Annotated in this window: 13 protein-coding genes; all 13 read left to right on the forward strand. The window is 32.4% G+C overall.

The annotated features are described in order from the left end of the window. The first annotated feature begins 340 nt into the window (after window positions 1-340). Window positions 341-1,522 (forward strand): non-hydrolyzing UDP-N-acetylglucosamine 2-epimerase, encoded by a 1,182-nt coding sequence (gene wecB / locus C1A09_RS05035; protein WP_101542644.1) that lies wholly within the window; start codon window positions 341-343, stop codon window positions 1,520-1,522. Between the two features lie 95 nt (window positions 1,523-1,617). Then, a complete protein-coding gene (locus tag C1A09_RS16655) occupies window positions 1,618-2,499 on the forward strand; it encodes a sugar 3,4-ketoisomerase (protein ID WP_101542645.1) in 882 nt (293 codons plus the stop codon). Between the two features lie 29 nt (window positions 2,500-2,528). After that, a complete protein-coding gene (locus C1A09_RS05045) occupies window positions 2,529-2,990 on the forward strand; it encodes an acyltransferase (protein ID WP_101542646.1) in 462 nt (153 codons plus the stop codon). A 24-nt stretch (window positions 2,991-3,014) separates the two neighbouring features. Further along, window positions 3,015-4,142 (forward strand): DegT/DnrJ/EryC1/StrS family aminotransferase, encoded by a 1,128-nt coding sequence (locus C1A09_RS05050; protein ID WP_101542647.1) that lies wholly within the window; start codon window positions 3,015-3,017, stop codon window positions 4,140-4,142. A 272-nt stretch (window positions 4,143-4,414) separates the two neighbouring features. Further along, window positions 4,415-5,872: a flippase gene (locus C1A09_RS05055; RefSeq protein WP_101542648.1), complete on the forward strand. Its 1,458-nt coding sequence runs from the start codon at window positions 4,415-4,417 to the stop codon at window positions 5,870-5,872. Then, complete coding sequence (gene glf, locus C1A09_RS05060) at window positions 5,869-6,984, forward strand: UDP-galactopyranose mutase (protein WP_101542649.1); 1,116 nt, start codon at window positions 5,869-5,871, stop codon at window positions 6,982-6,984. The genes C1A09_RS05055 and glf overlap by 4 nt, the downstream gene beginning before the upstream one ends. Before the next feature lie 6 nt (window positions 6,985-6,990). Continuing rightward, the gene (locus C1A09_RS05065; RefSeq protein WP_101542650.1) at window positions 6,991-8,220 is read left to right on the forward strand and encodes a hypothetical protein; all 1,230 of its coding nucleotides are present in this window, start codon (window positions 6,991-6,993) and stop codon (window positions 8,218-8,220) included. Continuing rightward, window positions 8,208-9,062 (forward strand): DUF4422 domain-containing protein, encoded by an 855-nt coding sequence (locus C1A09_RS05070; protein WP_101542651.1) that lies wholly within the window; start codon window positions 8,208-8,210, stop codon window positions 9,060-9,062. Before C1A09_RS05065 ends, C1A09_RS05070 begins: the two co-directional genes overlap by 13 nt. Window positions 9,063-9,086: 24 nt before the next feature. Continuing rightward, window positions 9,087-10,100 (forward strand): polysaccharide biosynthesis protein, encoded by a 1,014-nt coding sequence (locus C1A09_RS05075; RefSeq protein WP_101542652.1) that lies wholly within the window; start codon window positions 9,087-9,089, stop codon window positions 10,098-10,100. Between the two features lie 11 nt (window positions 10,101-10,111). Beyond that, a complete protein-coding gene (locus C1A09_RS05080) occupies window positions 10,112-10,963 on the forward strand; it encodes an SDR family oxidoreductase (RefSeq protein ID WP_101542976.1) in 852 nt (283 codons plus the stop codon). Window positions 10,964-10,966: 3 nt separating this feature from the next. Continuing rightward, complete coding sequence (locus tag C1A09_RS05085) at window positions 10,967-12,127, forward strand: glycosyltransferase family 2 protein (RefSeq protein ID WP_101542653.1); 1,161 nt, start codon at window positions 10,967-10,969, stop codon at window positions 12,125-12,127. A 253-nt stretch (window positions 12,128-12,380) separates the two neighbouring features. Further along, a complete protein-coding gene (locus C1A09_RS05090; protein WP_101542654.1) occupies window positions 12,381-13,535 on the forward strand; it encodes a glycosyltransferase family 4 protein in 1,155 nt (384 codons plus the stop codon). Beyond that, window positions 13,516-14,307: a calponin homology domain-containing protein gene (locus tag C1A09_RS05095; RefSeq protein WP_101542977.1), complete on the forward strand. Its 792-nt coding sequence runs from the start codon at window positions 13,516-13,518 to the stop codon at window positions 14,305-14,307. Before C1A09_RS05090 ends, C1A09_RS05095 begins: the two co-directional genes overlap by 20 nt. Window positions 14,308-14,390: the final 83 nt, after the last annotated feature.

Consider the following 14,390-nt stretch of genomic DNA (forward strand, 5'->3'; position numbering starts at 1 on the left):
GAGCTTCGATAGGTATTTATGCGTATTGATAGAGCTATCGACAGCTTTCGATAGGATTATCATGAAAAACGTCTTCTCTATTTTAACAATGTTAAAGTGAAAAACAGACATTGATTTTTCTGTCTGCAGGAAGTTAATTTCTTGTGATTACGATGTTAACTTCTTATAGATAGGAAGTTAACTTTAACAGTGTGTTAAAGTTAACTTGAAATATTTGGATAATTAAATAGACAAAAAGGTTTGAAATAATTTCCTTACTTATTAACAATGACTCATATATAAAGTGAGCTCATATCTCCTAGAGACTATAAGGATAGTCCTATCAATGAATAAATTACGAATGAAAAAGAAAGTAATGTTAGTCTTTGGTACTCGACCTGAGGCGATAAAGATGTGTCCTTTGGTGAAGGAATTTCAGAAGCGTACTGATGAGTTTGATACGATTGTGTGTGTAACAGGTCAGCATCGTGAAATGCTTGATCAGGTATTGACGATTTTTGAGGTTGTTCCTGATTATGACCTTAATATTATGAAACAAGGTCAAGATTTAACAGATGTAACCGCTCGTGTATTGGTCGGTATGCGAGATGTATTTAGAAATATACGCCCTGATATTGTTTTGGTTCATGGTGATACTACTACTTCCACAGTTGCTGCAATGGCAGCATTTTATGCTCAAATACCGGTAGCTCATGTAGAGGCAGGGTTACGTACACACAATATATATAGTCCATGGCCGGAGGAAATGAATCGTCAAATAACAGGTCGTATTGCCACTTATAATTTTTCCCCGACACCCTTGTCTGAAAATAATTTGTTGGAGGAAAAGGTACATGGAAAAGTTTTTGTGACTGGAAATACAGTCATTGATGCACTTCACATGGTAGTGGATAAATTAAAGAACAATGAAAAACTGGCAATAGAACAAAAACAAGTTCTTTCTAAGGCTGGTTATGATGTGAATCGTCTTGTAAATGGTAAAAAGTTGGTATTGATAACAGGGCACAGAAGGGAGAACTTTGGTGATGGTTTTATTCATATGTGTATTGCTATCCGTGATCTTAAAAATAAATATCCAGAGGTTGATTTCGTTTATCCAATGCATCTTAATCCTAATGTGCGTAAACCGATTCATGAGGTTTTTGGGGAGAATTTGAAAAATCTTGGAAATCTGTTCTTTATTGAACCTCTCCAATATTTGGAGTTTGTTTATTTAATGGAAAAAGCATCAATCGTATTGACTGATTCTGGGGGTATTCAAGAAGAAGCTCCCGGGCTTGGCAAACCGGTGCTTGTGATGCGTGATACTACCGAACGTCCGGAGGCACTCTCTAGTGGTACTGTTCATCTTGTAGGTACTGATTATAAAAAAATTATGAATGAGGTCAGTGTCCTTCTTGATGATTCTGAAGCTTATGCCAAAATGTCACGTGCTGTTAATCCTTATGGTGATGGACAAGCTTGTCGTCGTATTGCTGATGTTCTTGCTGGTAAAAAAACGGATCAATATATGGTACTCTGATTTTGAAGTGGATATCTATATAAATGTTGATTAAGAGAGCTTTGAGACATTAGATATTTCAGTTCTATAAGCTTTAATTTGAAAGTATATGTAATATGGATAAGCCTAGAATTATTGAGTTACCAAAGTTTTTGGATGAGAGAGGAAATCTCTCATTTGTCGAGAATAATAATCAGATTCCATTTACTATAAAACGCACATATTGGCTCTATGATGTCCCGGGAGGTGTGAATCGTGGTGGACATGCAGAGAAAAATAATGAGGAACTCATTATAGCTATGTCTGGTTCTTTTGATATAACTGTGGATGATGGAGTAGAAGCGTATACTTTTACTCTTAATCGTTCATATTATGGATTATATATTCCGAAGGGGGCTTGGAGAGAAATTAAAAATTTCTCTACGAATGCAATAGCGTTGGAGTTTGGCAGTATTCCGTATGATGAGAAAGATTATATACGTGATTATAATGATTTTCTTACATATATAAAATCAGGGTATAATGATGATTTTATGCCTACAGAAACGGGAAAAAGAACAGCTGTAGCACAAATAATAGGAAAATATAATGTTTTTGATTGCTCTATGGTAGAGCTCGATAAACATCATAGTAACCGTAAAGGTAATCTTACTGTTGTAGAAAATGGAGAAACTCTTCCATTTGATGTGAAGCGTGTATATTACCTTTATGATGTACCTGGGGGGGAGTCTCGAGGTTCTCATGCTCATCGTCAATTGGAACAATTGATGATAGCGGTGTCAGGATCTTTTACTGTAACTTTGAGTGACGGTAAATGTAAACGTTCGTTCACTCTTAATCGTCCCTACCAGGGCCTTTATATAAAACCAGGACTTTGGCGTGATCTTGATGATTTTTCTTCGGGTTCAGTTTGTATGGTGCTTGCCAGTGAGGTTTATAGGGCAGAAGATTATATCCGTGACTATGATGAGTTTATCAAATTTCGTAATAAAGAATAATTTATCAGTTTATCGAACTTTGCCATATCATGATACATCCTTTAGCTGATTGTCAATGTCCTAATATTCCTGAGAGTACACGTATTTGGCAGTTTTGTATTATTTTTCCTAAGGCAACCATTGGTGAAAATTGCAATATCTGTTCTCATTGTCTTATAGAGAACGAAGCGATTGTTGGTAATAACTGTACTATTAAGTGTGGGGTTCAGTTATGGGATGGGATTGAACTTGAAGACAATGTTTTTATTGGAGCTAATGTCACTTTTACCAATGATATGTATCCACGTTCGCACAATACTAATTGGATACTTCAGAAGACTCGTATCTGTAAAGGCGCTACAATTGGTGCCGGTTCAACTCTTCTGCCGGGTCTTACCATTGGGGAGGGAGCAATGATAGGTGCTGGTTCTATGGTCACTAAAAACATACCGGCTGGTGAGATATGGGTTGGTAATCCTGCCCATTTTGTGAAAAAGGCAAGTGACATATAAATTTAGAATACTAAAATAAGAAATATGAAAATTCCATTTCTTTCATTGAAAGATGTAACAGCTCTTCATGGAGTGGAAATTAATGAAGCAGTTTCACGAGTTGTCAATAATGGTTGGTATCTTCAAGGTAAGGAAAACGAGCGATTCGAAGAGCGTTACTCTAAATATATCGGTTGTAAATATACAATTGGCTGTGCAAATGGTTTAGATGCCCTTATCTGGATTTTTCGTGCGTATATAGAAATGGGAGTAATGCAGCCTGGTGATGAAATTATCGTACCTGCCAATACTTATATTGCAACTATTCTCGCCATTACAGAGAATAATCTCATTCCTGTACTTGTAGAACCTAAACTCAATACTCTTGAGATTGATGACGATCTAATTGAAGCTCATATTACTTCGAAAACAAAAGCTATTGTCGTCGTGCATCTCTATGGGCGTCTTGCCATAACTCCCAAAATACTAAAGATCTGTAAAAAGTATAATCTGAAGTTGGTCGAGGATAATGCACAGGCTCATGGTTGTGTCTACACTCCAACAGGTCAACGTACAGGTTCTATTGGTGATGCAGCTGGGCATTCATTCTATCCGGGTAAAAATCTTGGTGCGTTAGGTGACGGTGGTGCAATAACTACCAATGATCCGAAACTTGCGGTAACAGTTCGTACATTAGCTAATTATGGGTCACAGAAAAAATATGTATTTAAATATACTGGTCGTAATTCTCGTTTAGATGAAATACAAGCGGCTGTTCTCAATGTGAAACTTAACTATTTAGAGAAGGATAATCAACATCGTAAAGATGTGGCTACATATTACATTGAACACCTTAATAATAAATATGTAACTCTTCCCGATACTCTTCCAATGGAGCAGAATGCTTTTCATCTTTTTCCGATACTTGTTGGTGATAATAGGCGTGATGCATTACATGACTATTTAGAACGAAATGGAGTAGGTACTGTGATTCATTATCCTATTGCTCCTCATAAACAGGAATGTTACTCTAATGAAATTTGGAACAAGCCACAACTTTCGTTGCCAATTACTGAGAAGATAGCTGAGGAAGAATTGAGTCTACCCATCGGACCTTCAATTTCTTTTGAAGATGTAGCAGAAGTGGTTAGATTAATTAATGAATTCATATAATTAATATTGTATTTAAAAGCAGGAATAATTATCGATATTAATAGTAAGTTTCTAAAAATACATATCACTATATTTCTTCAAAATATTCATTTTAATACCATATGAAATGCATATAGGCTTATTATAGTATAGGTTTAAGGTATTATTAGAAAAATATTTTTTTGATGATGTAAAAAACAGAATAGAAACTATATATGATTTAGTTATGAATCATTTCTGTAAATTAAGTAATTAAGTATTTATGTAGAATTCAATAAAATCTTTTTTAATAGATGTCTAAGGTTAATTCTATAAAATACAATTTTACTTTAAATTTAGTAAATACGGTAGTGGGATTACTTTTCCCTATTGTAACATTTCCTTATGTCTCTCGTATAATAATGGCAGATGGAATTGGAAAAATTCAATTTCTCCAATCTATTATTAATTGTATAGTGTTATTTTCAGCTTTAGGTATCCCTTTATATGCGGTAAGAGAGATTGCAAAAGTGCGTGATAATATAGAACAGCGAAGTAAATTAGCAATAGAAATTTTACTCTTACATACTTTTTTAAGTATTCTGGGATATATAGCAGTTTATATCATTGCTTTAACTGTAGAAAATGTAAAATCTGATGCTTCTTTATTCTTGTTACTGAGTGTGAATATTTTCCTATCAGCAATAGGAGTTGCTTGGTTTTATCAAGCAATGGAGGATTTTAAGTATATTACAATACGGTCATTGGTGGTGAAACTATTGTCATTGATCGCTCTTTTTACTTTGGTTCATTCTAAAGATGATTTGTTTATTTATGCTGGAATAACTGTAATGGCTGAAGTGGGAAGTAATGTACTTAACTTCTTTCGTTTAAGACAATTTGTAACAATACAAGCAATTACTTGTAAGGAACTTAATATTTGGCGCCATTTAAGGCCGGCTTTAAAAATATTTCTCCTAAATATTATTGTATGTATCTATGTAAATATGGATTCTATAATGTTAGGACTTTTGAGTAGTCAAGTTGCTGTTGGTTATTATACGGCAGCTACACGTTTGACTAAAGCTCTTTTAGGCATTATAAGTTCTTTGGGTGCTGTATTATTGCCAAGATTTACAAATTTAATTAGTATGGGAAAATATGATGAATTTGCGCAGATAGCAAATAGAGCATCACATTTTGTTGTAACACTCAGTCTGCCTATATCCATAGGATTAATCTTCACAGCTTCTCCGTTAATTCATTTATTTTGTGGTAATGATTTTGAAGCTTCTATTTTGACTTTACAAATAGTTTCTCCAATAATTATTTGTATTGGATTGTCTGGGCTGTTAGGTATGCAGATTTTATATCCACAAGGTAAGGAAAATATTGTTATTTTATCTACGCTGATGGGAGCAATTCTGAATTTTACTCTGAATTATTTACTTATTCCTAAATATGCACAATATGGTGCGGCTATAGCCACATTTGTTGCTGAATTTTTTGTATTAATTACAATGTTCGTATTGGGGCGAGTGTTTATTCCACTAACTTTATTAAATAAAAATAATGGGATGGTTCTGTTGTCAACTTTTATATTGGCATTGTTTCTATATATTTTCAGTACATTGAATTTACCTAATTATCTTCTTTTATTAAGCGAAATTGTACTTTCTATATTTGTGTATGGATGGATGCTTTATTTTTGTAAAAATGAGTTTATGCTTCAACTTTTAGGAATAATGAAACGACAAAATAAGAAAATATGAAAGAATATGATTATTTAATAGTTGGTGCAGGGCTATATGGAGCTATGTTTGCGTATAAAGCTAAGCAAAATGGAAAAAAGTGCTTAGTAATAGATAAACGTTTATATCCAGGGGGGAATTTGTATACTGATAATGTTGAAGGAATAAATATACATAAATATGGCGCTCATATTTTTCATACTTCAAATAAGAAAGTATGGGACTTTGTTAATTCCATTGTAGAATTTAATAGATATACTAATAGTCCTGTAGCGAATTTTAAGGGTAAACTGTATAATTTACCTTTTAATATGAATACTTTCTATCAAATGTGGGGGGTAGTAACACCGGAGGAAGCACTTCGCAAGATAGAAGAACAAAGATACATGGCTGTAAAACAAATGAAAGCGTATGGAATCAATAAACCTAGAAATTTAGAGGAGCAAGCTATAGCTTTGATTGGAAAAGATATTTATGAAACCCTTATTAAAGGCTATACCGAAAAACAATGGGGACGTAAATGTTCGGAGTTGCCAGCCTTTATAATTAAACGATTACCTGTACGGTTTACTTTTGATAATAATTATTTTAGTGACAAATATCAAGGTATTCCAATTGGTGGCTATAATAAACTGATTGCAGGTTTGCTTCGTGGTGTTGAATTAAAAATGAATGTTGATTTTTTTGCAGATAAGACTTACTGGGAAGAAATAGCAGATAGAATTGTATTTACAGGTAAGATAGATGAATTTTATGATTATAAATTTGGAAAACTTGAGTATCGTACTGTACGATTTGAAGAAGAATTACTAGAACTGCCCAATTATCAAGGAAATGCTGTGGTAAATTATACTGATATATCAGTTCCATATACTCGTATTATAGAACATAAACATTTTGAATTTGGTACTCAACCTGTAACTGTGATTTCTAAAGAATACTCTTCAGAATGGAAAAATGGTTGTGAACCTTTTTATCCTATTAATGATAAGAGGAATGATTCTTTATATCTGCAATATAAAGAATTGGCTGATAAAGAAACTAGAATTTTCTTTGGAGGGAGATTAGCTGAATATAAATATTATGATATGCACCAAATAATTGAGAAATTATTTGAGACAAATATTTATTAATACGATATGACAGCTATTGTTTTCAACGTAGTTTTTTTTACACTATTCTTCATCTATTTGCTTATAAAAAGAAAGGGAATTGATAGCTCTGTTGTATTGTTGTTTCTTTATCTTGTTGTTTCAATATGTGGAATATTTTATTATTTAGGATTATCGTCTGTTAAAACGTCTGTAGTCTATTCTGTTTATTTTTGTTTAATTTGTACTCTGTATTTTTATCCGATTATTTCTAAAAGATCTTTAACTTGTAAAGGTGTTGAAGTTAAAAGAACAAATGGGTTGATTTGGATTGTTCAAGTATATACATTTCTTTCATTGGTTGTTATATATGATCTTATTCAGATGTTGACTATTATGTTGGCAAATGGGAATTGGGCAACTATGAAGGCAGATGCTTATAATGGGGATATTGTGTATAATAGTAGTCTATTTTTGATATTTGCTCGCTTTTATGTGGATTATTTTAGGCTTGTCATTGTTTTGTATGCATTTTATTTATTAACTCAAAAAGGCAGCTCTTTTTATTATTGTATATTTTTACTTATAATAGGTATATTACCCAATCTTTTGACATGTCTTGTATATGTGTATAGAGGAGGGCTCTTAGTCTTAACTTTATCAGTTTTGTGTTCGTTTTTGCTTTTTAAAAAGCAATTACCACAATTGGTAAAGAAGCGAATTTATTTTTTCTTTTCTATTTGTGCGATTCTTTTTTCAATCCTTATAATTGGAATTACTTTGTCTCGATTTGATACTCATTCTTCTGATTCTATTGTTGACTATTTGGGACAGTCTATGGTTGAGTATAATTATGGAATTGCTGTACCTATACATTCTTATGCGAATGGTAAATATTTTTTTTCATCATTATTAAATCTACGCATAGAGCAGATTTGTATTGATTCATTATATGGTATTAGTACTTCTAATGGTGGTGCTTTAGACACATTTGTTGGATGTTTGGTTTTAGATTTCGGTTTTATTTTGGGACTCGCGATAGCACTATTTTTCTTTATCTTGCTAAGATTCATTTTTTGTAAAAGGAAATGTGACTTTGCAGATGCGTATTTATATATGTTCTATTTAGAATTTTTGATTTTGGGTGTTTTTCATGCAACGACGGGATTTGCATTAAATTGTATATTGACACTACTTGTTTATGCAGTATTAAAAACGCTTAATAGAAATATAAAAACAAATTATAAAATTAAAAGATTTAAAACATGCCTACAATAAAAATTATAGTTTGTTGTCATAAAAAGGATTATTATGTTTCCAATGATGTTTATTTACCCATTCAAGTTGGGAAAAAAAAGTCAACTATAGACTTGGGTATTTGCTCTGATGATCAGGGCGTTAATATCTCAGGACTTAACCATTTATATTGTGAATTAACTGGTTTATATTGGGCTTGGAATAATTTGGATTGTGATTATATTGGTCTATGTCATTATAGAAGATATTATTGTTTCGGTGGTATTACTATTTCGTTACTGGGTAAGAAGATTAAATATTGGTTGTCTAATATCTTTTCTTCTCTTTCCTGTACTGGCAAATATTATCCTTTTTATGATAGAATAACAGTAAATAATGAAACAGAATTATTTGAAAAATCAAATGAATTTTGCAGTTCTTTAAAAAAAACAATAAACAGAAATCCAGAGATAAAGATTTTTGCATTAAATCCTGTTTTATACGGTAATATTAATAATGAAACATTCTTTTCTACAGTTGCAGGCTCATTTCATATTAGGATAATAAAGAAAATAGTTTATGATAAATTTCCTTATTTATATCCTTCTTTGAGTAAGACTCTAGATAGTAATAAGTTACATTATGCCAATATGGTTATTTTGGAACGTTCTAAATTTGATGAATATTGTAGTTTTATGTTTGGGGTGTTAGAAGAACATTTAACTATTCTAGTACGGGATAAGTGGCACATTGATATAAAAGAAAAGTCTATTCAAAGACTTTCTGGCTATTTAGGAGAACTTCTTACAAGTGCTTTTGTACAGTATTATATGGAAGTGCAACCATCTTCTGTCAAATATTTGTCATTATTACAAATGAAGTAATGTTAACTTAACTATAAAATAAACATGTCATTATTTAAAGATAAAATTCTGTTGATTACCGGAGGAACAGGTTCTTTTGGTAATATGGTTCTTAAACGATTTCTTGATACAGATATTAAAGAAATTAGAATATTTAGTAGAGATGAGAAAAAGCAAGATGATATGCGACATCAATTGCAGAATCCTAAAGTGAAGTTCTATATAGGAAATGTGAGAGATAGAGCTTCTGTAGATGATGCTATGATTGGAGTTGATTATGTTTTTTCAGCTGCTGCTTTGAAGCAAGTACCTTCTTGTGAATTTTTTCCAATGCAAGCAGTGTGGACAAATGTTATCGGAACAAATAATGTAATAGAATCGGCGATTGCACATGGAGTTAAGAATATAGTTGTTTTGTCTACGGATAAAGCTGCTTATCCAATCAATGCAATGGGAATAAGTAAGGCAATGATGGAAAAAGTCGCCATTGCGAAAGGGCGAACGTTGGGGCTAGATGCTCAAACAACAATTTGTTGTACTAGATATGGGAATGTAATGGCTAGTAGGGGATCAGTAATTCCATTATGGATAGAACAAATGAAAGAGAATAAGCCCATAACTATAACTGATCCTCAAATGACCCGTTTTATGATGACTTTAGATGATGCTGTTGATTTAGTGATTTATGCATTTCAGCACGGACAGAATGGGGACTTATTTGTACAAAAGGCTCCGGCAGCGACTTTACATGTACTTGCTACTGCTTTAAAAGAATTGTTTCATTCAGATTCTGAAATAAAGGTCATAGGTACTCGGCACGGTGAAAAGGTGTATGAAACGCTTGTTACTAGGGAAGAAATGGCAAAAGCTGAGGATATGGGGGCATATTATAGAGTGAAGTGTGATAATCGAGATTTAAACTATGACAAGTTAGAAGTTGGAAATGAGAAAATTACTAAAATTGAAGATTATCATTCTCATAATACATATAGACTATCGGTACAGGAGATGAAAGAACTCCTTTTAAAAGTTGATTATGTACGTGAATATTTAGATTGAAATATGATATTATGAAAATCTTGGTTTTAGGAGGTAGTGGAATGGCTGGCCATACTATCGTTCTTTATTTTCAAGAACGAGGATATAATGTAACAGCTTTTACTAGAAAACCATTCCATTTATGTGAAAACATTGTAGGTGATGCTTCGGATTTCGAAAGGTTAGGTAGTGTATTGAGGTCAGGACACTATGATGTAATTATAAATTGTATAGGTATTCTTAATCAATTTGCAGAAAATAATCCTATGCAGGCCAAGGTGCTGAATACTAATTTACCCCATTTTATAGCTGATTCCATAAAAAAATTACCGTGTAAACTGATTCATATGAGTACAGATTGTGTGTTTGCTGGTAATACAGGGCCGTATAAAGAGAACAGTGTGAAAGATGGACAGTCAATATACGATATTACAAAAGCTGAAGGTGAGATTGTTGATAATAAGAATCTTACTTTTAGAAACTCAATTATAGGTCCAGATCTGAAAAAAGAGGGAATTGGTCTCTTTAATTGGTTTATGAAACAAGATGGATCTATTCAAGGATATTCTTCTGCAATATGGACTGGGGTCACAACTTTGACATTGGCAAAGGCCATGGAAGCTGCCATTTTGCAAAATTTGTCTGGATTGTATAATTTGGTGAATAATGAAAGTATCTCAAAATATGCCTTGTTAAATCTATTTAAAGATACTTTCGGCCGATCTGATATTAATATAATAAAGTCTGATAAACTTCATTTAGACAAAACGCTAATTTCTACTAGAAATGATTTTTCATTTATTGTGCCTTCTTATCCAAACATGATTACAGAAATGAAAGAATGGATAGATACACATAGTTATTTATATCCTCATTATTATTAAAAGATGAATCCTTTATTGAGTATCGTAATACCTACGAAAAATCGGTATTTCTATCTAAAACATTTAATAACCTTAATTGATTCTTTTCATTCTGATTATATAGAATTGGTCGTTCAAGATAATTCAGACGATAATTCTACATTTGTAGAGTATTTGAATAAATGTAATTATAAAAATCTAAATTATTTTTATAATTCAGGTCGACTTTCGCAGGCGGAAAACTCTGATTTGGCTATTTTGAATTCTAAAGGTGATTATGTTTGTTTTATAGGAGATGATGATGGGGTAACTTCTCATATAATAGAATGTGTTTTATGGATGAATAGAAATAACATTGATGCATTATTATCTGCCCCAACTATTTATAAATGGCCAGATTATGTTTCTAATGTAACTGATATATCAAATGTACTTTCATTCAAGCCTTTTAGGGGAAATTATCAAGTTGTTGAGACTAAAGATGTACTTTCTAAAGCATTGAAAAATGGATTTGTGAATATGGAAGGTTTGCCTAGAGTATATCAGGGTATTGTCAAAAGAAAAGTTTTGGATCGGATATATAATATTGCCAAGACTTTCCATCCAGGACCTTCTCCGGATATGGCATGTGCTGTTTCACTCTGCTTTCACATGAATAATTTTGTTGTATTAGATTTCCCTATTATTATTACTGGAGCTAGCAGAAATTCAGGTGGTGGAGAATGTGTCCGAAAGTTTAAAAATAAACTTTCAGATATTAATGAAGTTCCCTTTCTTCCTTCAAATGCGAAGGAACAGTGGGAAGATTCTCTTCCCAAATATTGGTCGGTAGAAACGGTTTGGCCTGAATCTGCTATAAAGGCAATAAGATATAATAAGAAAGAGCAACTGATTTCTCAAATTAATATAGAATATACACTGGCGTTTTTTGCAGTTTTTCATATACCATATTTAAAAATATCTAAGAAAAAATCAAAGAATAAAATTGTTTTTTTCTCGTATTTTTTATATATACTATGCTTACGTTATTGTAATGGGCTTAGGAACCTATTATTGAAAAGATCTTTTTTTTCATTCTTGGAGCAAGAAAACAGAGTCTATGACCTTAAAAATATTGATGAAGTACATAAGTATCTAATAAAAAAATATCCCCAATTTCCTTATTTAGGTGATTTGTTAGCTTGAGATAAAAACATTTAAAATCGTGTATACTATATTGTCAGTATTCACTTACAAATTCTGTGTTGAGCTACTTTAAAAACATTTTTTCCAATAGATGGTAAATGATTGTAAGAACCGCTAGATTTTTTATGACTATTGGATTTAGTTATAATGAACTTTAAAAATGACTTCTTTTCTAAATTTATTGAATGAATAGCTGCCTTTTGGTAGTATAGATTCATATTATAATATGTCTAATTTGAATACTAATTAGCTTATGACATCTGTTTGTTACTTTACAAGCAAGGATGATAATGATATCCGTGTTTTTCATAAAGAGTGTGCCTCGTTAGCCAAAGCTGGCTATGACGTTACTATGGTTTGTCCTAATGCAAAATCCAGAATACAACAGGGGGTTAAAATCGTTGGAGTTGAATATACTGGTAAGACTGATTGGGAACGTTTTACTGTTCTTCCAAGGATGCTTTATCAGAAAGCATTGGAGGTGGATGCTGATATCTATCAGTTTAATGATCCGGCTTCAATTAGTTATGCTTCAAAGCTGAAGCGTATGGGTAAGAAAGTAATTTTTGATGCATTTGAGGATCATCCCTCCCTATGGATGAATCGAGGTATTGGATTTAAAGGGCTTTTCTATAAGTTTGTAGGTACTGTATATAGGCAGTATGAAATGGCTAAATGTAAAGAGTTTGATGCTGCCATTGTGTGTTATCATTGGACGCGAGATCGTTTTAAGAAGGTCAATAAAAATGTAGAGCTTGTTTTGAACTTTCCAATAATCAATCATGATGAAGTAAAGCAACGTCCTTTACGTACAACTGATGATATAAATGTATGCTATGCAGGGACTATCTCAGATGCATGGAATATACCGACATTAATCATCGCTATAGACAATCTTAATAGTGTCAGGTTCAATCTTGCAGGATGGGCTAATGCCGAACTCATGAATCGGATGAAATCACTCAAGGGATGGAAAAATGTAAACTTCTTTGGTAAATTGTCCAAGCAAGAAGTGAACGAGAAAGTATATAACCATTCTGACATAGGTGTAGCACTTTATCACTATTCGCCTCTATGCAAGGGCAAAATTGGAAATATGTCCAATAACAAACTATTTGAGTATCTTTTAATGGGAATGCCGGTCATCTGTACTGATTTTGATCTTTGGAAAGAAGTTGTAGAGAAGAATAATTGTGGTATTTGTGTAAATCCAAATGATGTAAATGCGATTGCCAAAGCAATCACATATATACAAGAACATCCAGAGGTAGCTTATCAGATGGGGCAGAATGGTCAGAGAGCTGTATTGACAAAATATAATTGGGATTCACAAGAGAGTGTATTACTTGGTGTATATGAGAAAGTATTGAATAAAAAAAATGAAATTTATGACTCAAGAATTGAATAAGCAAGTTGCATACGTAGTACTTTCATGTGATCCTTATTCTGATATCTGGGATACATATGGAGAATTGTTTAACCGTCATTGGCCTGATTGTCCTTATGACTTTTATTTGGCTTCACATCGAAAATCGTTTGAAAAGTATGGCTTTAAATCTATTCTAATAGGTGAAGATAGAAGTTGGAGTCATGGTCTTTTGTTCGTTTTAGATTATATTCAGAAAGAAGGTTATTCGTATGTGATGATTGCTTTTGATGATTTATTGATTTCAAAGAAAGTTGATACTGAGTATGTGTCTTCTGCTATCAATACTTTTATTCAAGAGAAGGGGGAATGTTTGCGTTTTGATCCGATTCGCACATCTCGTTGTGCTGATCATAACAAGTATTATGGAAGAATATATGATAAAGTACCTTATCGTGTGACACTTGGGTTTACTCTTTGGAATATTGAAGTTCTTAAGAGTTTGACTATTGATAACGAATCTGCTTGGCAATTTGAAAAGAATGCAACAGAAAGAAGCTTTGATTATAAAGATTTCTTTTGTACTTGGAAACGTCCTTTCAATTTTATAAATCTTGTCAATAAGAGGAAACTGGATATTACTGAGTATAGAAAATTGAAGAAACTTATACCTAATGCCAAATATGACAGGGAACAGGTTTTTGTTATTAAGGAACGTTTAAAGGGGTATGTGCTACGTGCTTTTCTTAGATTCTATCCGGTAAAATATCAATATGCATTTCACAAGTTTTTTACAAAGCCTATAGATATCTAATATTATAGGGATGGAATTATATTGTTTTTCTGTCAGATTGTACTATAAGGGTAATGAATAAGAGTAGTAAAATAGATTAATTT

Origin of the sequence: Bacteroides cutis (genome assembly GCF_900241005.1) — a bacterium.
GTDB lineage: Bacteria > Bacteroidota > Bacteroidia > Bacteroidales > Bacteroidaceae > Bacteroides > Bacteroides cutis.

Excerpts from the sequence above, each read along its gene's own strand:
- C1A09_RS05070 (WP_101542651.1), top strand. The coding sequence starts at position 8,208 with ATGCCTACAATAAAAATTATAGTTTGTTGTCATAAAAAGGATTATTAT.
- C1A09_RS05095 (WP_101542977.1), top strand. The coding sequence starts at position 13,516 with ATGACTCAAGAATTGAATAAGCAAGTTGCATACGTAGTACTTTCATGT.
- C1A09_RS05055 (WP_101542648.1), top strand. The coding sequence starts at position 4,415 with ATGTCTAAGGTTAATTCTATAAAATACAATTTTACTTTAAATTTAGTA.
- C1A09_RS05090 (WP_101542654.1), top strand. The coding sequence starts at position 12,381 with ATGACATCTGTTTGTTACTTTACAAGCAAGGATGATAATGATATCCGT.
- glf (WP_101542649.1), top strand. The coding sequence starts at position 5,869 with ATGAAAGAATATGATTATTTAATAGTTGGTGCAGGGCTATATGGAGCT.
- C1A09_RS05080 (WP_101542976.1), top strand. The coding sequence starts at position 10,112 with ATGAAAATCTTGGTTTTAGGAGGTAGTGGAATGGCTGGCCATACTATC.
- C1A09_RS05075 (WP_101542652.1), top strand. The coding sequence starts at position 9,087 with ATGTCATTATTTAAAGATAAAATTCTGTTGATTACCGGAGGAACAGGT.
- C1A09_RS16655 (WP_101542645.1), top strand. The coding sequence starts at position 1,618 with ATGGATAAGCCTAGAATTATTGAGTTACCAAAGTTTTTGGATGAGAGA.
- C1A09_RS05050 (WP_101542647.1), top strand. The coding sequence starts at position 3,015 with ATGAAAATTCCATTTCTTTCATTGAAAGATGTAACAGCTCTTCATGGA.
- C1A09_RS05065 (WP_101542650.1), top strand. The coding sequence starts at position 6,991 with ATGACAGCTATTGTTTTCAACGTAGTTTTTTTTACACTATTCTTCATC.
- C1A09_RS05045 (WP_101542646.1), top strand. The coding sequence starts at position 2,529 with ATGATACATCCTTTAGCTGATTGTCAATGTCCTAATATTCCTGAGAGT.
- wecB (WP_101542644.1), top strand. The coding sequence starts at position 341 with ATGAAAAAGAAAGTAATGTTAGTCTTTGGTACTCGACCTGAGGCGATA.
- C1A09_RS05085 (WP_101542653.1), top strand. The coding sequence starts at position 10,967 with ATGAATCCTTTATTGAGTATCGTAATACCTACGAAAAATCGGTATTTC.